Source organism: Oscillospiraceae bacterium, assembly GCA_015067255.1.
GTDB lineage: Bacteria > Bacillota > Clostridia > Oscillospirales > SIG519 > SIG519.
Map to the genome: position 1 here is coordinate 26,395 of SVMS01000013.1, position 20,665 is coordinate 47,059.

Genomic DNA, 20,665 nt, shown 5'->3' on the forward strand with positions numbered 1-20,665 from the left:
TATTTTATAATGGAAAATATGGTAAATGTATATTTTTTCGGTAAAAGATACAGCGTTCCGGCAGACCTTACAATTATGACAGCTATGGAATATGCCGGCTATACCCTCAAAAGAGGTTGCGGCTGCCGTCACGGCTTTTGCGGTGCCTGCGCTACTATTTACAGAATAAAAGGCGATAACGAGCTTAAAACCTGTCTTGCTTGTCAGACACAGGTTCAGGAGGGTATGTACGTAGCAAGTATTCCCTTCTTCCCCACAGATAAGCGTACCTATGACATAAACGAAATTACACCCAATCAGCAGATTATGATGGAGCTTTATCCTGAAATATACAGCTGTATAGGCTGTAATGCCTGCACAAAGGCTTGTACTCAGGACTTGAACGTTATGCAGTACATAGCATACGCTCAGAGAGGCGAATTTGAAAAATGTGCTGAGGAGTCCTTTGACTGTGTAAGCTGCGGCTGCTGTTCAGTAAGATGTCCTGCAGGTATTTCTCATCCTATGGTTGGTCTTCTTGCAAGACGTTTGACAGGAAAATATATTGCTCCTGAAACAGAGCATCTTAAAAACCGTGTTGAAGAAATTAACAGCGGCGCTTTTGATGAGCTTATCGAGCAGATTATGCAAAAGCCCATTACAGAGATGCAAGAACTTTACAACACAAGAGAAATAGAGAAATAAGGAGGGTATATTATGTTTACAGCTGAAATGATGAAATCCGTTGAAAAGGTTGAGGCTACAAGAGCTGCACGTATGGCTACAGAGCCAAGACGTATGACTGCAGAGGAAAAGTCTACCCTTCTTAAAGCTTTTCACCCCGACTACCGTGAAGACGGTTTTGCAGAAATTAAAATAGGTCTTAACAAAGGACAGAAGGCTCCCGCTGAGTTAACCCATCTTATTCATTCCAACAGCCGTCTTTTGAATAAGGATGTAGATTTAAGCAAGGTAGATTATGATGTAGACGTTTTGGTTATCGGCGGCGGCGGCGCAGGCTCTTCTGCGGCTATTGAAGCTCACGAAGCAGGCGCAAACGTTATGATTGTAACAAAGCTTCGTATAGGTGATGCCAATACAATGATGGCAGAGGGCGGTATTCAGGCGGCAGATAAGGAAAATGACTCTCCCGTACAGCACTATCTTGACGCTTTCGGCGGCGGTCACTTTGCGGCAAGACCTGAGCTTTTACGCCGTCTTGTTATGGAAGCTCCCGATGCTATTCAATGGCTTAATAAATTAGGCGTTATGTTTGACAAGGACGCAGACGGAAGAATGGTTACAACCCACGGCGGCGGTACCTCAAGAAAGAGAATGCACGCTTGTAAGGACTATTCCGGCGCAGAAATTATGCGTACCTTGAGAGATGAGGTTATCAACCGTCAGATTCCCGTTGTTGATTTCACCTCTGCAATAGAGCTTATAAAGGACGAAAAGGGTCAGGTTGCAGGCGCAGTTCTTATGAATATGGAAACAGAGGACCTGCTCGTTGCACGTGCTAAGACAGTTATTATTGCAACAGGCGGCGCAGGAAGACTTCACTATCAGGGCTTCCCCACATCAAACCATTACGGCGCAACAGCTGACGGCCTTGTTTTAGGCTACCGTGCAGGCGCTCCTCTTCTTTATCAGGATACAATTCAGTATCATCCCACAGGCGTTGCTTTCCCTTCACAGATATTCGGCGCGCTTGTTACAGAGAAGGTACGTTCCTTGGGCGCTATGCTTGTAAACGTTGACGGTGAAGCATTTATGCATCCCTTAGAGACCCGTGACGTTTCTGCGGCTTCCATTATCCGTGAATGTACAGAGCGCAACAAGGGTGTTACAACTCCTTTGGGCAGCGGTGTATGGCTCGATACTCCTATGATTGAGCTTATCGGCGGCGAAGGCACCATTGAAAAGCGTATTCCTGCTATGATGCGTATGTATATGAACTACGGAATAGATATGCGTAAGCTTCCTATTCTTATTTATCCTACTCTCCACTATCAGAACGGCGGTCTTGAAATCGGCGGAGACGGTTTTACAAAGACTATCAGCAACCTACTCGTTGCAGGCGAGGCTGTCGGCGGAATACACGGAAGAAATCGTCTTATGGGTAATTCACTTCTTGATATTATCGTATTCGGACGTAATGCTGGTAAGGCTGCAGCGGCAAGAGCTAAGGATGTTCAGTTAGGTAATATGACACTATCTCACATCGAGGCTTACGCTGAGGAGCTTAAGAAAGCAGGCGTTGAGGCTGACGACGTTTCACCCTTGCTTTTACCCAAATACGCACGTCACGAGAGATAAATTCGGCAATACACTCAACCAAAATGAAAGGCGGTAAAAAAATGAGAAAAATTTTAGCTGTTCTTTTAGTAGTTATTTTGTTAGTATGCTTTGCAGGCTGTAAAAACAGACCTGCCGAAAGCTCTTCTTGCGTAAGTGATATAAGCAATATGGATAAAACCGATATAAGCAGTACAGAAAACAGCGACAGCGGGATATCCTCAGAGATTATAAGCTCTGAAATATCCTCTGAGGCTTCAAGCTCTGAAAACAAGAATTCTTTTGTATCGGAGTCAAGCTCATCGGATGTCAGCTCGGAGGTTTTTGAAGGGGTAAATCCTTTAGAGTCTTTTCTGAAGCCCGAAGACCGGAATATGTATAGAATGCTGGATGACGAAAAGCGGATATTTAAAGGGGACAAGATGTATATTGTAGAGGTAGGTTTTTCAAAGGGAGAAAAGTGCTATATTTCTGTAGTGGAATATGTAACTACCAATGAAACAAATAACACCTCTTTCCATAACGGTAAATATTACAAGTTTTCCCAAAGAAAAAGTTTTAATTACTATTATAGACTGACTTCAACCGAAATTCTATTAAGACCGGAAAGAGAGTTTAAAATAGAAATAAATATCACTATGCTCAGTGAAAAACAGCTTAAAATCACTCATTGCGAGAACGAACTTTTAAATCAGATTTTGCCTAAAGATACGGTGTTTGTTTTAAACAATCAATGATAACCTTGTTGTTATCACAATAAAAACTTACATTTTACAAAGGAGTAATAAAATGCGTGAAATTGATGTAAGTCAGCTTACTGATGTTATCGAGAGACTTTGCATAGATGCAAACTGTCATCTGCCCTCCGACGTCAAGTGCGCAATTAAAAATTGCCGTGCCTGCGAGGACGGAAAAATCGCTCAGGGTGTACTTGATAACATCATAGAAAATTACGAAATTGCAGATAATGAATGTGTTCCCATCTGTCAGGATACAGGAATGGCTTGCGTTTTCCTTGAGATAGGACAGGACGTTCATCTCGTAGGCGGCAACCTTACCGATGCTGTAAACGAAGGTGTACGCAGAGGCTATGACAAGGGCTATTTGAGAAAGTCCGTAGTTAAAGACCCTGTACGCAGAGGAAACACAGGGGACAATACTCCTGCTATGATTTATACTGAGATTGTACCCGGCGAAAACGTTAAAATCACCGTAGGTCCCAAAGGCTTCGGAAGTGAAAATATGAGCCAAATCCGTATGTTCAAGCCTTCAGCAGGACTTCAGGGCATTAAAGACTTTATTATAGAGGCTGTTGAAACAGCTGGTCCTAACCCCTGTCCTCCCATGGTTGTAGGCGTGGGCATAGGCGGTACCTTTGACAAAGCCGCGCTTCTTGCTAAAAAAGCGCTTATGCGTCCCTTGGATTCTTCAAATGAAGATCCCTTCTATGCGGATTTGGAAAAGGAAATGCTTGAAAAAATAAACGAGCTTGGCATAGGTCCTCAAGGCTTCGGCGGAAAAACTACCGCTATAGGCTTAAATATTGAAACTATGCCTACACATATTGCGGGAATGCCGTGCGCAATTAACATTAACTGCCATGTAACCCGTCATAAGACAGAGGTGATTTAAAATGGCAAAAAAGATTAATTTACCTCTTACTGAGGAGTTGGCAAGAACCCTACACGCAGGAGATGAATTGTTGCTTACAGGAACCATTTATACCTCCCGTGACGCAGGACATAAAAGAATGTGCGAGGCTCTCGCCAGAGGAGAAGAGCTTCCCTTTGACCCTAAGGATGCTACCATTTATTATGTAGGTCCTACCCCTGCAAAGCCCGGAACAGTTATCGGCTCAGCAGGTCCTACCACCAGCGGACGTATGGATGCATACGCTCCTACTATGATGTCGGTAGGTGCAAGAGGAATGATAGGCAAGGGCGCCCGTCTTCCTGAGGTTGTTGAGGCTATGAAAAAATACAGCGGTGTATACTTCGGCGCTATAGGCGGCGCAGGCGCATTGCTTGCAAAGTGTATAAAGAAGGCAGAGCTTATTGCTTTTGAGGATTTGGGAGCAGAGGCTTTGAGAAAGCTGTATGTTGAAGACCTTCCCGTTGTTGTTATTATTGACAGCGAGGGCAACAATCTTTACGAAAGCGGCAGAAAAGCATATTTAGAACAACATAAGTAAGAGGGTTTGTAAAAATGACTTTATTTGGTGGATTAATTACTATCAGTAACATTTCAACATTGTTGCTTGTTGTGTTTGCGGTATTGGCAGTTGGCTACGCTTTGGGCAGAATTACAATTAAAGGCGTTTCCTTAGGAGATGCAGGCGTATTTATTATCGCTTTGCTCGCAGGCGCATTGTTCTTTAAAATGAATGAAAGCGGATTGATTTTCAGCGCTTCATCAAAGCCGTACGATTTTTCAAACGGTCTTTCCATAGTTGAGAGCTTAGGTCTTGTACTGTTCGTAACCTCAGTAGGCTTTATTGCAGGCCCTAAATTCTTTGGAAACTTTAAAAAGAACTTTAAGTCATATGTTTTACTTGGCTTAGTTATTATTATTGCCGGCGGACTTTCGGCAGCAGGCTGCATCGGTCTTGGTGAGGTTATAGGTTACGGCGGCAGCATCACCGAGCAGGACGGTTTTGTAGCTATGATTGTAGGCTTGCTTTCAGGCTCTTTAACTTCAACTCCTGCTTTTTCAGCTGCTAAGGCAACCGTAGCTCCCGAGCTTCAGGGCTTGGTATCGGTAGGACACGGTATTGCGTACATATTCGGTGTAATCGGTGTTGTTCTTTTTGTTCAGCTTATTCCTAAGCTTACAAAGGCTAATATGGAAGAAGAGGTTGCAAAGATTACAGTTAAAGACGATGAAGAAAAGAAAAATATAGTTACAAAGCTTTTCGAAATTGACCATATGGGTATTGCGGCATTTTCTTTAGCGGCAATTTTGGGTACATTTGTAGGTCAGATTAAAATCCCCTTAACCTCTGCAGGCTTCAGCGGCACTTGCTTCTCACTTACAACTACAGGCGGATGCTTACTTGTAAGTCTTATCTTAGGACACTTCGGAAGAATAGGTAAAGTCAGCATTATGCCCAAGGATGTAACACTTAAGCTATTCAGAGAATTAGGTCTTGTATTCTTCCTTGTAGGTGCAGGTATCCCCGGCGGTGCAGAGTTTGTTCAGAACTTTGACGTTATGTACTTTGTATACGGTATTATAATGACAATATTCCCCATGATTATCGGTTACCTCTTTGCAAAGTATGTATTAAAGCTCGAGCTGCTCAACAACTTAGGCTCTCTTACAGGCGGCATGACAAGTACCCCTGCTTTAGGTACACTTATTTCCGTTGCAAAAACGGATAACGTGGCTGCGGCTTACGCTTCAACCTATCCTATAGCATTGATTGCGGTTGTTTTGGTTTCTCAGTTCTTAATTATAATATTCTAATTGAAATCGGACAGTTGAAAATAACTGTCCGATTTTTAAGGGGATAGGAAAAAATGTGCAGAATTTGTCAATTTCGCACCGACAAATTTTTTTGTCGGTGGTTACCCGACGGCGTACAGAAGTACTCCGAGGGCGAAATTGGCAGATAACATAAAACATATATTTAATAAAAGAAACTATCAAAAAAATATTTTTCTATCAATTTTTACTCTTTCTTTAATAAAGTGATAGTATATAGTTTTTTTATTTGCTTGTTTTATGCGATCAGCGCTTTTTTTACATCCCCTTTTGAGGTGATAGAATGAAAAGTGTAAAGATTACTGTTATGAAAACAGCAAGATATGACGATTTAATAGAAAAATATGAAAACCCTATAAAACACGCTTGCAATATGAAAGAGGGTATGGTATTTATCGCAAGGGCTTTTGAAAAGCCCCAGGGTATGTGCGACAGTGCCTGGGAAAGTATGTCCTCTTTTGTAATGGCGCTTTCTTATGGGGCAGAGGATTTCTATGACGGTTGGATGAAAAACAAAAAATCAGCTATGATTTCCTGTAATGACGGTTTCCGTCCCGTTTCCTTTCTTTTAGAAACAATGGAAGATTAGAATTTTATAAAGGAAGAAATATCAGGCTCATTTTGTGTTGAACGGTATAACCCAAAGGGGTCAGGCTTTTTTATTATTTGTACGCTCTTCTGAGGTCGGGACATTATTCCGTATCTCAAAGAGTCGGGAGCGTGAGTTATCTCGTGGGGAGAATTGGCGCAGTCCTCGGGATTGATTTGATTGTGCATAAGCAGGGGAAGGCTTCTTATAACATTGGGGCAGCAGCCTTCAAAGAAAGAAAGCCTTGCCCTTTTTATTCCTTGCTCGTCTTCAAAAGGAATAAGCCATTCCCTAAGGGCACGCCAACCTGAAATTCGTGAATCGTCTGCCTTTATGAGTCTGTCAAGCCCTGCCTCTGTCATTATCTGAAAGCCTGAATATCCCGTTTCCTGCCGTCTGTTCCAAAGGTCAGGAGAGGCTACGATATAAGAAATCTTTTCGTTTGGTGGACATCTTTTTAATATTTCTGAGGCTGCGGCAGATAAATTTAGATTTGGCTTATAAAGCTCTCTGTAAATATAGGCTCGTCCCTGTTCATCAACTGCCCACCACAGAGCCGCTGCCATATCAAGTCCGTAGTCAAGACTTATGAAGCGTTCCCAATAATTAGGTATTTCAAAGGGCTTTATAACGTGTATCTGTCGAGAAAATTCATTGAAATAACGGCCTTCGAAAGCATCCCAATCTCCGTCAAGAAGTTGTCGTCTGTCGTGCTCGGGAAGCTGTTCAAGACGTTTTATGTAATCGGGGTCAGCCTTTAAAAGAAAATGATTATCACGCACGCTGGACGGAATGAAGATATAGCTTCTGCCGTCCTTTTTATATACAGGCTTATTAAAAATTGCACCGTCGATAAATCGCTCCTTTATAAAGCCGTGTCCCACTCCGCCGGGGTTTCCCGTAGCCTTAACCTGCTTGGGACAGGGACAGGTGCCTCTGATACGGGACAGCAGATATGTGTACTGATACTGCGTGAAATGGGTTACCTCATCAAATCTTATAACGTCATATTCGGCAGACTGATATTTATTAACGTCAGTTTCACTGTCGCAGTAGCCGAATTCTATACAGGAGTTATTTTTAAAAAGCCATTTCTTCTCCGATTTTAAAAATTTTGCCGCCTGTCGTGGAAAAAGCTTGATGCTCTCAGCAATAAGGCTTCGGGCAAGCTCGGGAAAGGTGCGGCGCAAAATAAGCTGTTTTGAAGAGGGATAAGTAAGAGCAAATTGTAAAGCATCTATAAGCTGAGCATAGGATTTTCCGCCTCCCGCAGCGCCGCCAAAAAAGACTTCGTCGCATTTGCAGGATATAAAAAGAGCCTGCTTTTTTGTTACTTTAAAATTTATATTGTGCTTGGACACTGATTCACCTCTTTTCCAAATGTTATATTTATGTTAATTTTTCGGCAATTTTCTTGACTTATATTTGCGAATAATATAAAATTTAATTTATATCTATATTTTAAAGGAATTTGTATAATGGGAAAAATATCAGAGAAAATATTGAATTTCATAAAGAAAAATATAACTCAGATATATACTGTTCTGGTGCTTTTTGTTTCTTCTTTAATGCTTACCTTTGTGGTAGAGTTTATTTCAAGAAATGATATAGCCTCTGTATTTGAGTTTATTTTCTATTGGTCTTTTCAGTATTTGCTTTCCACCCTTGTTATTTTTTCAACAGGACTTTTAATTACTTATATTACAAATATTGTGGAAATAGGGGTTATCTTTAACTGTATCTTTTATCCTGTTTTCTCACTTATAAATTACTATAAGCTTGATTACAGAAGCGACCCTGTATTTCCTTGGGATATTTTTGTTGTAAGCGATGCAGCCAATATTCTTCCCGAAATTTCTTTAAGTCTTACCTTGTCAACGGTTATAGGAATTATAATTATAGCCTGGAGAATATGCTTTGTATTCTTTATGCGCTTTTTCTTTAAAATTAAAACAGGCTTTAAAAGAAAAAGAAACAGGCTTATAGGTGCAATAGTGCTTGTAGCTGTTGTTATGGTAGGCGGATACTTTTCATTTTTCAATACCGCCTTTATGAGCTATAACGGCATTTCAATAAATCAATGGGACCAGGCAAAAGGCTATAGAAGAGCGGGGCTTATCCCATCATTTATAATGAATTTTAAATATATTTCAGTAGAAAAGCCTGAGGGCTATTCAAAAGACTCTATACAGGGAATTATTGATAATACCGAGAAATCTGACACTCAAGCTCAAAAAACACCCAATGTTATAGTTATAATGTCGGAAGCCTTTACCGACCTTAACAGAGCTGAAAATTTATCCTTTGAGCGTCCCCTTATGCCGACTGTTGATTATGTCAGAGAAAACTATTTAAGCGGATATCTGTTAGTTTCTGAATTTGGCGGTGGAACATCTAACAGCGAATTTGAAGTGCTTACAGGCTATTCTCTTGCGCATCTGCCCGCAGGCTGTACTCCTTATCAGCAGTTTGTGTTGGGAAAAACAGATTCCATACCCTCATTTTTATCCTCAAAAGGCTATAACACCGTTGCAATACACACCTTTGGCAGACGCTTCTGGAACAGAAACGATGTTTATAAGCGTTTTGGGTTTGATGAATTTGTGGCATCGGATAATTTCTTTAATGCTCAAAGAGAGCGTGGCTTTATCTCCGACTATGAGCTTACACAGCGCATAATAGAGGAGTATGAAAACAGAGCTGCTGATAATAAGCCATTTTTCAATTTTTCTGTTTCGGTGCAAAACCATACCTCCTATAAGCCTGACGAATATTCAATTTATGAACAGCTTACGCTGTCAAGTGATACAGCAACGGAGGATACCTTAGCTAAATTTACAACTCTTGCTACAGGAATAAACCATTCCGACGAGGCTTTAGGAATACTTATAGACTATTTTTCAAATGTTGATGAGCCTACTGTCATTATTTTCTTCGGTGACCATATAGCAAAGCTGGGCGGCGGATATAATCCGTATATAGAAATAGGCTATTATAATCCCGACGATGCAAGCGCCGAAAACTTGTTTAAAATGTTTTCCACTCCCTTTGTGGCTTGGAATAATTTTGATGACACAAGGGAAAGCAATGTAAGAATAAGCGCATATCAGCTTTTGCCCTACGTCTTTAATAAGCTTGATATAGTACGTCCTACCTATTACAATTATCTCAATGAACAGGCACAGTATTATAAAGGCTTTGCAAGAAATATGTATATTGACCAAAACGGTAATGTAACATATAATATCTCAGAAGAGGCGTATGAGTATTTTGAAAAGCACGCATTACTTGAATACGATATGTTTTCAGGCAAAAAATACGCAAACGAATATATGTGGAATTAAGCTTCGGGCTCGTCAATAGTTATGTTTACACATAAATCACCCGAATCGTCATTTTCCTCTTCTTTAGAATAACAAAAAACGTTGTTCAGATAAAAATGAGCAGTTGAATAATTTATTTTCTTAAGCGCACTTCTTGAAATGAAATAGTGCTCTATCTGATTTTTAGCTTTGATAACTGCTTTTTTAAGAATTTCGTCGTCGCCCTTCTCCCAAAGCTCAAGCGTTTGCTTTGAAACCTCAAGATAAACAGCAAGTCCTGCAAGGGTGGGAACGTCGTCTTCTGCTTGAAAAAGATTTGTGATGTATCTGTTAATTTTCTGAGCTATCTGTTTTGATGACATAGTGTATTTGTCTGCCCTCCCTGATTTGTCGTATGCTTTTGTCGTACTGTCTTATACAGCCCGGCACAATGCACATAATATGTACCCCTGCTCTTTTCTTGGAAATGTTTGCAAAGGGACATTTAAGGCATTTCTTCTTTTGATTTTTTTCATTGTTCATAGCAAAATAAAGCTGTCGCACCTTTAATTTTAAAACACTTTGGCGAAAGCCTTCCTCCTGCTGTAAAAATAAAAGGCTCAAAGTGCAATAAAGTGCAAAAAATATGCATTGAAAAATGTAATTTAATGTGGTAAAATTGATTAGATAATAAAAACTAAGGGAGTTTTAAAATATGGCTGGCTTTTTTGGTCTTTTTGATTATAGTAAGGAAGGCCCCGGTGTTTCTAAAAACGAACCTCAAAAACACCGTTTTTTCCTTTTCTTTGATGTATACTTCAGAAAGTTCTGGAAAATATGTATTTTAAGTATGCTTTATGTGGTGTCCTGTATCCCGATTGTTACTATCGGTGCTGCTACCGCAGGCTTTACCTATGTGCTTCGTAATTACGCAAGAGAAGAGCACGCTTTTTTGTGGAGCGATTATATAGACACAGCTAAAAAGAACTGGAAAATGGCAACAGTTGTCTTTCTTATAGATATTGTCGCTTTTATTTTAGGCTTTGTCGCTTTCTCTTTTTATACATCTCCTGATGTGGCTTTGCCCGGAATGTTGAAAACAATTGCGCTGGGACTGCTGTTGATGGTTTCAATTATATATACCTTTATGCACTATTATATCTATGTTTTATTGGTAACCTTTAATGTAACCTTCCGTCAGCTGTATAAAAACTCTTTCATTTTCGCAATAGTAGGCCTTTGGAGAAATATATTAATCACAATTATCTTGGCAATTTTAGGCTTGGCTATCTTCTTATTCTTCCCCTTGTCTATATTTGTGGTTTTCTTTGTTTTGGCAGGAACAATGGGATTTATTATCAATTTCACAGTATATCCTTTAATTAAAAAGCTTATGATAGACCCTATATTAGCTCAGGAAGAGAAAAAAGATGTTGAAGATGATGAAGCAATCTTCGATGACGAACGAAAAATTGGCAACAATGACGAATAAAAAAAAGTCTGAAAAAATTTCAAAAAAAGTATTGACAAAACGAAAAGTTTATAGTATTATATATTAGCCGTTGGGAACAACGGAAAGATGGGAGTTTAGCTCAGCTGGGAGAGCACCTGCCTTACAAGCAGGGGGTCACAGGTTCGAGCCCTGTAACTCCCACCACGTATCTTTACGGGTATTTCGTAAAGATACCATGTGGCTTCGTAGTTCAGTTGGTTAGAACGCCGCCCTGTCACGGCGGAGGTCGAGGGTTCGAGTCCCTTCGGAGTCGCCACTTGTTAATAATCCTTTACGGATTTTTATATATCCGGGACGAAACAAAAGGTTTCAGTCTCCACATGCCTCTGTAGCTCAGTCGGTAGAGCAGGGGACTGAAAATCCCCGTGTCGATGGTTCGATTCCGTCCGGAGGCACCAAAATATGCGGATTTAGCTCATCTGGTAGAGCGCCACCTTGCCAAGGTGGAGGTAGCGAGTTCGAGCCTCGTAATCCGCTCCAGAAGTTTAAAAAAGACGCTTATTAATTAGCGTCTTTTGAATTATAATAAGGCACCATAGCCAAGCGGTAAGGCAGAGGTCTGCAACACCTTTATCCCCAGTTCAATTCTGGGTGGTGCCTCCAAAACAAAAAGCACTTCGAAAGAAGTGCTTTTTGTTTTGGAAACTAAGTGTGCCTTGCGGCACGATAAGCACACCTTCGGTGCGTGAAGTATGCCTGCGGCAAGTGAAGTGCCTGCGGGCATGGGTGGCACACTTAACTTCGCTTTGCGGTGCAACCGCAACACTTCACTATGCGAAGCATAACATCACTTTGGCAAAGCCAAAACTTCACTTCTACTTGTGCACTAACTGCCGATATAATAAGCCGTGAATTTCACGGCTTATTTTTGTATATTAGGGTTGTTTGTTCTGCCTAACAGATAGTCGATAGATATATTAAAATAATCTGCGATTTTAATGAGTTCGTTTATTCCCGGTTCTCGTTCACCGGTTTCATAGCGACTGATTGTGTTTTGATTTGTGTTTAAATCCATAGCCAATTTGAGTTGAGAAATGCCTTTTGATTTTCTGATTTCTTTAAGTCGCATAAAATCACCTCTTGACATTATTATCCCATATTGGTATAATAAAAATATCCCAATTTGGTATACTTAAATTTAAGGTGGTTTTAATTATGAAGAAAATTTTATTATTGGTATTATCGTTGTGTATACTGTTTTGTTTTTAGAACACAGGGGGTGGAAAAATGATTTGCAGTAAATGTGGTAAACAGCTTGAAGATGAATGTTTATTCTGTACGGAATGTGGCAGTTCTATTGGAGTAGCCGAAGAACTTGGTAAGTCAACAACAAATAATAAATTTATAGAAAAAATCAATAATTTTATTTATATATTTGGAGAGATAAAAATCAATAAATATCTTTCTATCATTGCCATTGTTTCTATGATAGCTATTAGGTTTTTTGGTTTTATAGTTACATCGGTTTTAATAACGGTGGTGAATGGATATTTGATTTATTATAGTTATAAAAGAAAATCAAAAATCGATACAAAAATGATTATTTGGAGTATAGCAGCATTTTTTGTAGGATTGCTTATATCACTTTAATCAAAAAATTGAAAGGAATGATAAAAATGGAATGTCCAAAATGTAAATCAACTGTTGGTGAAGGTGCAACTTTTTGCTCAAGCTGTGGTGAAAAACTTGCAGAGCAATTAACCGAAAGTGTTAAATATTGTATTAAGTGTGGACAGGTTATTAAAGAAGAAAATAAATTCTGCGGAAGATGCGGAACAGCAGTCGGTACAAATTTTCAACCTGCTGTTAAGATTGTTTCTAATGCAAACAACTTGTCAAGCGGTAAAATAAAAGGTTCATATTTTATTTCTGTTATAGGTGCAATAATTTCATTTGTAATAAGACTTGCTACCCAGCAAACTTACTATTCGTTGGATAATTTGCTTGATAATAGAAAGGTAGTTGGGATAGACAGTGATATAAAACCATTTTTAACAGCTATTCCCGTTATTGTCGCAATTATTGTAAGTCTTTTGATTGCATCTGATAAAAATACATCTTCACAAAAGAAAATAACAGCATTTATTATTAATGCAATATTTATAGCTTTGGCAATTTTATTTATATGGTTTGATATTCCTTATGCTATTTTTGATTTTTAAGGAGAACAAAAAATGAAAAGAATAATAACACTAATAGTAATTACAATTATGCTATTTGTAAAATGATTTCAGAAAGAATATTATAATTATATTTTTAAGAAAATCAGGTTTTCAGGCACACTTCATTCGTGTCACTAAGTTCAAAACACCCAAAACAAAAAGCACTTCGAAGGGAGACACTTCGTAAGGAAGTTGTCTCCCCTTTGCTTTTGCAATCATAAAAAGGCGGCATGGAAAACAGTTTCCTTGCCGCCGTTGGTTTAATCTTCATCTTCGTCGTTGGACCAACCGGATATAATATGCAATTCGCCTGAATCCATATCCATTGCCATATTATCTCCCATCCTCATCAATAAATCTCCGTCAGAATCTATTGCCATATTGTCGGAGATAGAATGAGCAAAATCGCCATCCTCGAAATCAAAAAAATGTTTTCCCATATAGCACCTCATTTGAAAAATTAAAAATTATATTTGTTTATTTCTAAAACTCTGAAGGTTGCATTTTTGAATTGATTTAATTTTTCTTGATCTACGTATTCAAAGGCTTTCAAATATATCTCTTGTCCAGCACCCAATCTATCAGCGTAAATCATATCTGTTTCAATTCTTGCACCATTTGCATCTACTGCTTCAATTGTTATGTAATAGGTGCATTGTTTTTCAGCTTTGTTTTTTACTGTAATATCAAGGGATGTTTCGGAAAAGTACCCATTATTAATTACTTTGAATTCTCCAAAAGAAACATCAACATATTTTTCTAAAATTTCATCTGTCGTTTCTTCTCTAAATACATCACCAATTGAAGGCACATTGGATTCAATATCATTTGATATGTTGGTGAAAAGCGTAGCAGCAAAAACGACATACAGAATCACAAGAATAATGGATAAAACGATTTTGGTTATAAAGCCAACCAAAGCACCTTTACCTGCCGACTTCGCTCGTTTAGGTTTCTTTCCTTCATATATGAGAAAGAGGATTAAACCAACAATTGGAATAAAAAAGCCCAAGATAGCAAACCCAAAACTTGAACGGTCATCAGTTTCGTTAATATTGTTGTCAAATTTTGTTCCGCAGTTGATACAGTATGTTGCTGAGTCATCTATGATCTTTCCGCAATTTTTACAATACATTTTATTTTCTCCTGTTAGTATTTATTGAATTTGGGTAATTGAGAAATTAGTGCTTTTATTTCGGTGTCGCTTGTTTCTATATCAGCAAAAATAATCAATTCATAAAAATCTTCATCTTTAAACTTTTTTAAAGCACCAAGTTCATTACAAATATAATAATCGCTAAAATCTATATTAGTAGCTTTCTTTCGGTTGTAGTCGATTCCAAATTTTAATATTTCTATTGCTCGTTGTTTATATTTATCTAAATGTTTTAACGCATAACTTAAACAGGTGTTTATTATTGGATTGATTGAATTATACGTAATTGACTCAACCTGTTTTTTTCGTTTCGCGCTATTACTTAATTCAAATACATAAGATTTTTCTTCAAATATTGAATTGAATATCTCATCATTATCTAATATCAATTCCAAAAAATCATTGTTGGCAAAAATACAACCGTCAACATCATAGTAACCACAAGCAAAAAACATATTATAAGAATCATAAATGCTATTAAATAATTCAACGTCCTTCATACTTGCTACAAGACGCGCAAATTCTATACTATTTTCAAAATTAATCCAAGTTATTCCTTTGTCTTTTCTGAATTCAAACTGATTATAAAACCATTTCAATTTTATTCCATACTCTTCATAAAGATATCTCACGCCATTAACCGAATGATATTCAACTACATAATCAAGAAAGGTTTTGCCAAATTCATCTGTTTGAGTGATGATAGGTTTTCCATCGTTTGCCAGTAATAGATTAAATTCGTTTTTGTATAATTGTGGATCATCTAAATATGCATAATATCTAAAGCCTTTGTTAAATGGTACGTTTTCTTTTTCTATAGGTAATTTATACGCATCTTCATCCATCAGTCGTGCTAATGAAACACCGAATATTTTTTCTAAAGGGATAATAAATTCATATTTAAGCGGTCTTTTACCTTTTAACATTTTTGAAAAGTTAGATTTTTCATTATTTGCAAATTTGTATGCTTCTTGACCTTTGATTCCTAATTCATGTGCAATATTCACCAGCAAATGACTATACATTTTTATCCCTTTTAAGTTCATATAATGGTCGATATTTTTCTTCAAATTTGTCATGGCTTATGCCTCCTTTTTTTACATTATAACACATCTCATTCTAAAATGGTAGTCATATTAGACAACTTTTGTTGTCTTTTTTGACGTAGCGCAAAAAACAGGTTAAAAATCATACAGTCATATTTGACAACTTAGTAAGACCACCATCAAAGAGCCCGCCAACAGCTTTGCTCAGAGTATCTGAGAAAGTGTCATAGTGGGTTACACACTTTGAAAAGGTGTGTAACAATAAAAACGGCATAGCCAATAGCTATACCGCTTAACGAAATCAATAATTCAGTTTGAATATAAGAGCTACCCCTTGGGGCACCTTCCTTAGGTCGGGTGCCACAAAGAAGTGCTTTTTGTTTTGGAAACTAAGTGTGCCTTGCGGTACGATAAGCACACCTTCGGTGCGTGAAGTATGCCTGCGGCAAGTGAAGTGCCTGCGGGCATGGGGGGCACATTTAACTTCACTTTGTGCGAAGCACAAAACTTCACTATGGCGTTAGCCATAACTTCACATTCGGCAAGGCCGATACTTCACTTAGCCCCTTGCGTCCCTATTGACGATATGACAAAAAGCACTGCCTATGCAGTGCTTTTTTGTTGTTTATTTGAAGTTACGAACGTGAAATTCGTCGGTGTTTTTAATATTTTCCTTGCCGTCTACAAGAGTCTTAAAGCCGTTTGCCGAGATGTCTTGCAAATCCAATCGGTCAATGGCACCCTGTTCTTTTACAGCCAATAAATGACCGTCGGGTTGTTGTATATTTTTACGAATGACAGTAACATCTTTTAACGCCAATCGTTCAACAGGCAAATATACTTGAATGTACTCTGCATCCGTTGCAGCATCTGTTTCTTCCATAATGGTCAATCCGTCAATAACGATGTTTTCCATACGGGGTAAATTATCGGCAGGAAAGTTGAAATTCAGGTCGTAGAACGGACGTCCGATTTCAAACAAGGTTCGGTTATCAGTGGGTTGATGATGGCGAATATTCTTCATAATCAGCGATTCAATATTGCCGCCGATGCCGAATAAAATGGGGGCACGATAATCATAGTTTGGCTTGGTCTGCCGCAAATCTATGTTTTCGATAAAAATGTTTTTGAAATCGCCGTAGGTATTGCCCGGAAACCAGTTATTGATATAAAAACCGAAACTGCGATAAGTACCGCTTACATTCCGTACGGTAACACGGTCCAAAGTACCCGTATTGCGAGAAAGCATACGAATAGATTGGTCGGCATCTTCCAAATAGACTCCGTCTATCAATACATCGGTAATCGAAGATCTGCAGTCCATTTCGTCCGGCCCCAAATTCATAAAATCATCGCCTACATGACCGCCTGTGTTTTTAACAGTAAGAAATTGACCCGGTCCCCAAAAATGAAATCCGTCTTGGTTTTGACCGTGCATCCGATTGGGCAGGTTTAGCCAAACGTTCTCAATGGTTACATTACGGAAACCGCCGATGGCGGTGGAAAATGTGCGGAAATCCCGCAGGGTAATATCCCGAACGGTTAAATATTCAATACCGTAAAATTCAAGACCGAAGACCCAATGACGATTTCCCGAGAGCAGTACTTTTTTTGCTTCATCGGGATATGGTGTTTCTTCGGCGGTGGTATCGTGCACTTGATTTAAACAGTTTTGATTGTAAGTACCACCTTGTAAAACCACATTTTTGGTTTTGTTCTCATATAAATCCCAATCGTAGTTGGTGATAATGGCTTGGTTGGAATTGTTCATTTGATAAAAACCGCAATCCCGGCTCAGACACTCAATGGTTGTGTTGGAATGCACACGCAGACCGCTGATAAGCGCTGCACCGTCCATAATCAAATGCACACCGCCACAAATGGCTGCTTCATCTAAAGCAGCTTGCAAAGCGGCAGTATCATCGGTGCCGCCGCCGGTATATACATTGCTGTCTAATGCGGCAATATCACTCGCAAGAACTTTTTTGATACGCATAAAACCACTCCATTGTAATAATTATTGTATTCAGTTTATCAAATATCATTATTATTTGCAAGCCGTGAATGCTTGTTCTTCGAATTGATTACATATCACCTACGGTGGATTAATGCTCCGCATTGATTGGTGCCTTTAGGTGTGGAAATAAACCCCCGGTTCTACCGGGGGAAGATAAATACTTTAGTATATGTAAAAATAAAACCTCCGTGATATAATTGTGTAAGGTTTGGCGACCGCATTACACAAAAAAACGGAGGAATTATAACATGATAAAGAAAGATAGAAACGAAATAAAGAGCAGTGCACATTCAAGGTACAGATGTCAGTATCATATAGTATTTGCACCGAAATACAGAAGACAAGAAATATATGGTCAAACAAAGAAAGATATAGGAGAAATACTGAGGAAATTGTGTGAGCAAAAGGGAGTAGAGATAATAGAAGCGGAGGCATGTGTAGATCATATACATATGCTGGTAAGTATCCCGCCGCATATAAGTATAGCACAATTTATGGGATATCTCAAGGGAAAAAGTTCACTAATGATATTTGATAGACATGCAAATTTAAAATATAAGTATGGATCGAGGCGTTTCTGGTGCCGAGGCTATTATGTAGACACGGTGGGAAGAAATAAGAAAGTAATAGCTGAATATATTAGAAATCAATTAGAGGAAGATAACGCCTCGGACCAGATAAGTCTCAAGGAATATATGGACCCGTTTATGGGTGCCAAGAATAAGTAGGCTAAAAAAAGACAGCCGCACGTGAGCGGCTGCCAGTGATTGTAATGCGGTGTCAAACCTTCAGACATCCCTTTTAGGGATGTAGCCTGTATTAGCCCCTTATAGGGGCTGTGCAAGCCACCAGTTTAACTGGTGGTCTTGACTTATTTCCGCTTTTATGCTATAATACACCTAAGGCAGTGATTTTGTGAAAAAATATTTTAATTTATTTTTTTCGATTTTTGCCATGCTTTGCAATTTTATATGTTTTTGGTATTCTGACGTGTTGTTTGACCGTTATTTTGTTTTTGGATTTATCCCTTTAGCTCTTTCAATTTTGGTGCTTCTTGCTATTTTAATTTGTTCAATTATTTTTATTGTTCGTCATCGTTTTGTTGCTACAAATTATGTTTCTTTGGCTATTTCTTTAGTAACACTTGTTGTAATTTTGTTTTTTCCGTTTCGGAGTGCTAAAGTGAATTTAGAATTAGAATTATACGAAAAAGACAGACTTGAAATTGTCGAAATGGTTAAAAATAATGATATTGTTGAAAGCTTGGGGGATGTAAAGCTGCCCAAAGGATACGGAAAGCTTAGCTCAGACGGAAATATTTATATCTATCAAAAAGATAGTGAACAGGTTATTTCCTTTTGGGTGTTCAGAGGTTTTTTAAGCGGTTCTGTTGAGTTAATATATTCATCTAAAGATGAAGCTTTGATATATAAAAATGAAACAGGACATCCGATTACAAGCGTAATAAAATTAAAAGAACATTGGTTTCTGGTAGAAACTGATTATTAAAATATAATGAGGTGTTAGTATTAAATTTATTGTTGACAGTGATTTACACATTCACTCAAAGCTTTCAGATTGTTCTAAGGATGACGGACAGACAACGGAAAGAATTTTGAAGTATGCAAAGGACAATGGGTTAAAAACTGTATGTGTAACCGATCATTTTTGGGATGAGAGTGTTGAAACTGATGACAATTGGTATAGACCGCAGAATTATCAGCATGTGGTACAGTCGAAGCCGTTGCCGCAGACAGAGGGTGTTCGTTTTCTTTTCGGCTGTGAAACTGAGCTTAACAGGTTTCTGACATTGGGAATTTCTCCTGAAAAGTATGATTTATTTGATTTTATAATTGCACCTACTACGCATATGCATAATACATATGCTTTGCTTGAAGAAGAGCTTGTTGATGCAAAAAGCAGGGCTAAAGCTTGGGTAAAACGTCTGGATGCAGTGCTTAATATGGATTTGCCTTTCCATAAAGTCGGCATTCCTCATTTGACCTGCGGATTGATAGCGCCTACAAGAGAGGAGCTATTGGAGGTATTTACATTATTACCCCAAGAGGAGCTTATAAGACTGTTTACCAAGGCAGCAAAGCTTGGTGTAGGAATAGAACTGAATTCTTACGATATGGACTTTAAGGACGAAGAAGCGGATACCGTTTTGAGAATTTACAGAATAGCTAAGAAGTGTAACTGTAAGTTCTATTGTGGAAGTGATGCACATCATCCCGAAACGCTTGATAATGCAAAAAGAATTTTTGAAAGAGCAATAGACTTACTTGAGCTTACTGAAGATGATAAATTTATAATTTAAAAGATAAGAGCAAGAATGGAAGGGATATCCTTTTATTCTTGCTCTTTTTTATTGTGAAAACAACAAGGTTCTGGGGTAGGCGTTGTATCCGTAAGGATACAACGCCAGTTTTATTCGCGGTGAGTTATACTATCAAGTGCAACAGTTAAATAAAAAAAGACAGCTCATATAAATCTATGGTATAATGTAAATGCGACTAAACAAAAACCAAGGAGAATTCATATGAGCTACACCCATCTTACCATAGAAGAACGCTGTTGTCTACGAGAATATTATCTAAAAGGATATAGTTACCGAAAAATTGCTGAGTTAATAGGCCGAAATGTAAGTACGGTTAGTAGAGAAATAAATAGAAATCGAACACATATGTACGATATACCAACATATTATCCATATACCGCACAAAAGAAATACCTACTAAGGCGGTCATATTGTCATAGGGGTATGTTTCAAGATCCTGTAAAATTAGAATATATTAAGGAAAAGCTTCTGCTTACTTGGTCGCCAGAGCAAATAGCAAACGCACCTTGTGAGTTAAATATGCCTTCAGTTAGAACAATTTACCGTTGGATATATGAAAAATATATTGATGTTAACTTAAAGGTCTTAAGACGAAAAGGTAAAAGTCGAGGAAAAAAAGAAACACGCGGGAAGTTTAATCTTGGAAAAACAATACGAAAAAGAGAAAAAAGCGTATACAAACGATTAGAATTTGGACATTGGGAAGCAGACACGGTAGTATCTGGCAGAGGAAAGTCTAAAGTTTGCTTTGCAACATTAGCAGAAAGACAAACAAGGTA

Annotated in this window: 22 protein-coding genes and 5 tRNA genes; 20 read left to right on the top strand and 7 right to left on the bottom strand. The window is 38.3% G+C overall.

The window, feature by feature from the left end; all coding sequences use genetic code 11:
* Positions 1 to 9: 9 nt before the first annotated feature.
* The 7 genes from E7480_04420 to E7480_04450 all read left to right on the top strand — a co-directional run bounded on the left by E7480_04420 (position 10) and on the right by E7480_04450 (position 6,349).
* Positions 10 to 684, top strand: coding sequence for a 4Fe-4S ferredoxin (locus E7480_04420; protein ID MBE6903836.1), 675 nt, complete (start codon positions 10 to 12; stop codon positions 682 to 684).
* Between the two features lie 12 nt (positions 685 to 696).
* Entirely contained in the window at positions 697 to 2,298 is a 1,602-nt protein-coding gene (locus E7480_04425) for an FAD-dependent oxidoreductase (GenBank protein ID MBE6903837.1), read from the top strand.
* Positions 2,299 to 2,339: 41 nt separating this feature from the next.
* Positions 2,340 to 3,014, top strand: a complete 675-nt coding sequence (locus E7480_04430) for a hypothetical protein (protein ID MBE6903838.1) — start codon at positions 2,340 to 2,342, stop codon at positions 3,012 to 3,014.
* Positions 3,015 to 3,066: 52 nt separating this feature from the next.
* Positions 3,067 to 3,909 (top strand): fumarate hydratase, encoded by an 843-nt coding sequence (locus E7480_04435; GenBank protein MBE6903839.1) that lies wholly within the window; start codon positions 3,067 to 3,069, stop codon positions 3,907 to 3,909.
* 1 nt (position 3,910) lies between these two features.
* On the top strand, positions 3,911 to 4,468 hold the full coding sequence (locus E7480_04440; GenBank protein MBE6903840.1) for a Fe-S-containing hydro-lyase: 558 nt from the start codon (positions 3,911 to 3,913) through the stop codon (positions 4,466 to 4,468).
* A 14-nt stretch (positions 4,469 to 4,482) separates the two neighbouring features.
* Positions 4,483 to 5,742, top strand: a complete 1,260-nt coding sequence (locus E7480_04445) for a permease (protein ID MBE6903841.1) — start codon at positions 4,483 to 4,485, stop codon at positions 5,740 to 5,742.
* 301 nt (positions 5,743 to 6,043) lie between these two features.
* Positions 6,044 to 6,349: a TIGR04076 family protein gene (locus E7480_04450; protein MBE6903842.1), complete on the top strand. Its 306-nt coding sequence runs from the start codon at positions 6,044 to 6,046 to the stop codon at positions 6,347 to 6,349.
* Here E7480_04450 and E7480_04455 read toward each other — a convergent pair.
* Positions 6,346 to 7,731, bottom strand: a complete 1,386-nt coding sequence (locus tag E7480_04455; GenBank protein MBE6903843.1) for a hypothetical protein — start codon at positions 7,729 to 7,731, stop codon at positions 6,346 to 6,348. The genes E7480_04450 and E7480_04455 overlap by 4 nt on opposite strands.
* A 96-nt stretch (positions 7,732 to 7,827) precedes the next feature.
* Between E7480_04455 and E7480_04460 the strand changes: the two genes are divergently transcribed.
* A complete protein-coding gene (locus E7480_04460; protein MBE6903844.1) occupies positions 7,828 to 9,693 on the top strand; it encodes a hypothetical protein in 1,866 nt (621 codons plus the stop codon).
* On the opposite strand, the gene E7480_04465 is transcribed toward E7480_04460, so the two are convergent.
* Entirely contained in the window at positions 9,690 to 10,034 is a 345-nt protein-coding gene (locus E7480_04465; GenBank protein MBE6903845.1) for a hypothetical protein, read from the bottom strand. The genes E7480_04460 and E7480_04465 overlap by 4 nt on opposite strands.
* A gap of 332 nt (positions 10,035 to 10,366) precedes the next feature.
* On the opposite strand from E7480_04465, the gene E7480_04470 reads away from it, so the two are divergent.
* From E7480_04470 to E7480_04495, 6 genes are all read left to right on the top strand, one after another.
* The gene (locus E7480_04470) at positions 10,367 to 11,143 is read left to right on the top strand and encodes a DUF624 domain-containing protein (GenBank protein ID MBE6903846.1); all 777 of its coding nucleotides are present in this window, start codon (positions 10,367 to 10,369) and stop codon (positions 11,141 to 11,143) included.
* An 89-nt stretch (positions 11,144 to 11,232) separates the two neighbouring features.
* Positions 11,233 to 11,308, top strand: a tRNA-Val gene (locus E7480_04475).
* 35 nt (positions 11,309 to 11,343) lie between these two features.
* Positions 11,344 to 11,420, top strand: a tRNA-Asp gene (locus tag E7480_04480).
* 66 nt (positions 11,421 to 11,486) lie between these two features.
* Positions 11,487 to 11,562 (top strand) — tRNA-Phe (locus E7480_04485).
* Between the two features lie 6 nt (positions 11,563 to 11,568).
* Positions 11,569 to 11,644, top strand: a tRNA-Gly gene (locus E7480_04490).
* 49 nt (positions 11,645 to 11,693) lie between these two features.
* A tRNA-Cys gene (locus E7480_04495) sits at positions 11,694 to 11,767 on the top strand.
* Positions 11,768 to 12,026: 259 nt separating this feature from the next.
* On the opposite strand, the gene E7480_04500 is transcribed toward E7480_04495, so the two are convergent.
* Positions 12,027 to 12,233, bottom strand: a complete 207-nt coding sequence (locus E7480_04500; GenBank protein ID MBE6903847.1) for a helix-turn-helix transcriptional regulator — start codon at positions 12,231 to 12,233, stop codon at positions 12,027 to 12,029.
* Positions 12,234 to 12,391: 158 nt separating this feature from the next.
* Here E7480_04500 and E7480_04505 point away from each other — a divergent pair, with 158 nt between their 5' ends.
* Together E7480_04505 and E7480_04510 are read left to right on the top strand one after the other, a co-directional pair.
* On the top strand, positions 12,392 to 12,754 hold the full coding sequence (locus E7480_04505; GenBank protein MBE6903848.1) for a zinc-ribbon domain-containing protein: 363 nt from the start codon (positions 12,392 to 12,394) through the stop codon (positions 12,752 to 12,754).
* Between the two features lie 17 nt (positions 12,755 to 12,771).
* Entirely contained in the window at positions 12,772 to 13,326 is a 555-nt protein-coding gene (locus E7480_04510) for a zinc ribbon domain-containing protein (protein MBE6903849.1), read from the top strand.
* Positions 13,327 to 13,586: 260 nt separating this feature from the next.
* Here E7480_04510 and E7480_04515 read toward each other — a convergent pair whose 3' ends face one another.
* The 4 genes from E7480_04515 to E7480_04530 all read right to left on the bottom strand — a co-directional run bounded on the left by E7480_04515 (position 13,587) and on the right by E7480_04530 (position 17,524).
* A complete protein-coding gene (locus E7480_04515) occupies positions 13,587 to 13,766 on the bottom strand; it encodes a hypothetical protein (protein ID MBE6903850.1) in 180 nt (59 codons plus the stop codon).
* 20 nt (positions 13,767 to 13,786) lie between these two features.
* Positions 13,787 to 14,461: a zinc-ribbon domain-containing protein gene (locus E7480_04520; GenBank protein MBE6903851.1), complete on the bottom strand. Its 675-nt coding sequence runs from the start codon at positions 14,459 to 14,461 to the stop codon at positions 13,787 to 13,789.
* Positions 14,462 to 14,475: 14 nt separating this feature from the next.
* Positions 14,476 to 15,561, bottom strand: a complete 1,086-nt coding sequence (locus E7480_04525; protein MBE6903852.1) for a hypothetical protein — start codon at positions 15,559 to 15,561, stop codon at positions 14,476 to 14,478.
* Between the two features lie 592 nt (positions 15,562 to 16,153).
* Positions 16,154 to 17,524: a hypothetical protein gene (locus tag E7480_04530; GenBank protein MBE6903853.1), complete on the bottom strand. Its 1,371-nt coding sequence runs from the start codon at positions 17,522 to 17,524 to the stop codon at positions 16,154 to 16,156.
* A gap of 269 nt (positions 17,525 to 17,793) precedes the next feature.
* Between E7480_04530 and tnpA the strand changes: the two genes are divergently transcribed.
* The 4 genes from tnpA to E7480_04550 form a co-directional block, all read left to right on the top strand.
* Positions 17,794 to 18,273: an IS200/IS605 family transposase gene (tnpA, locus tag E7480_04535; GenBank protein MBE6903854.1), complete on the top strand. Its 480-nt coding sequence runs from the start codon at positions 17,794 to 17,796 to the stop codon at positions 18,271 to 18,273.
* Between the two features lie 505 nt (positions 18,274 to 18,778).
* Positions 18,779 to 19,054 (top strand): hypothetical protein, encoded by a 276-nt coding sequence (locus E7480_04540; GenBank protein ID MBE6903855.1) that lies wholly within the window; start codon positions 18,779 to 18,781, stop codon positions 19,052 to 19,054.
* Between the two features lie 19 nt (positions 19,055 to 19,073).
* Positions 19,074 to 19,865 (top strand): PHP domain-containing protein, encoded by a 792-nt coding sequence (locus E7480_04545; protein ID MBE6903856.1) that lies wholly within the window; start codon positions 19,074 to 19,076, stop codon positions 19,863 to 19,865.
* Between the two features lie 222 nt (positions 19,866 to 20,087).
* Positions 20,088 to 20,665 (top strand): IS30 family transposase (locus tag E7480_04550; GenBank protein MBE6903857.1); only part of this gene is annotated, 578 nt, incomplete at its 3' end.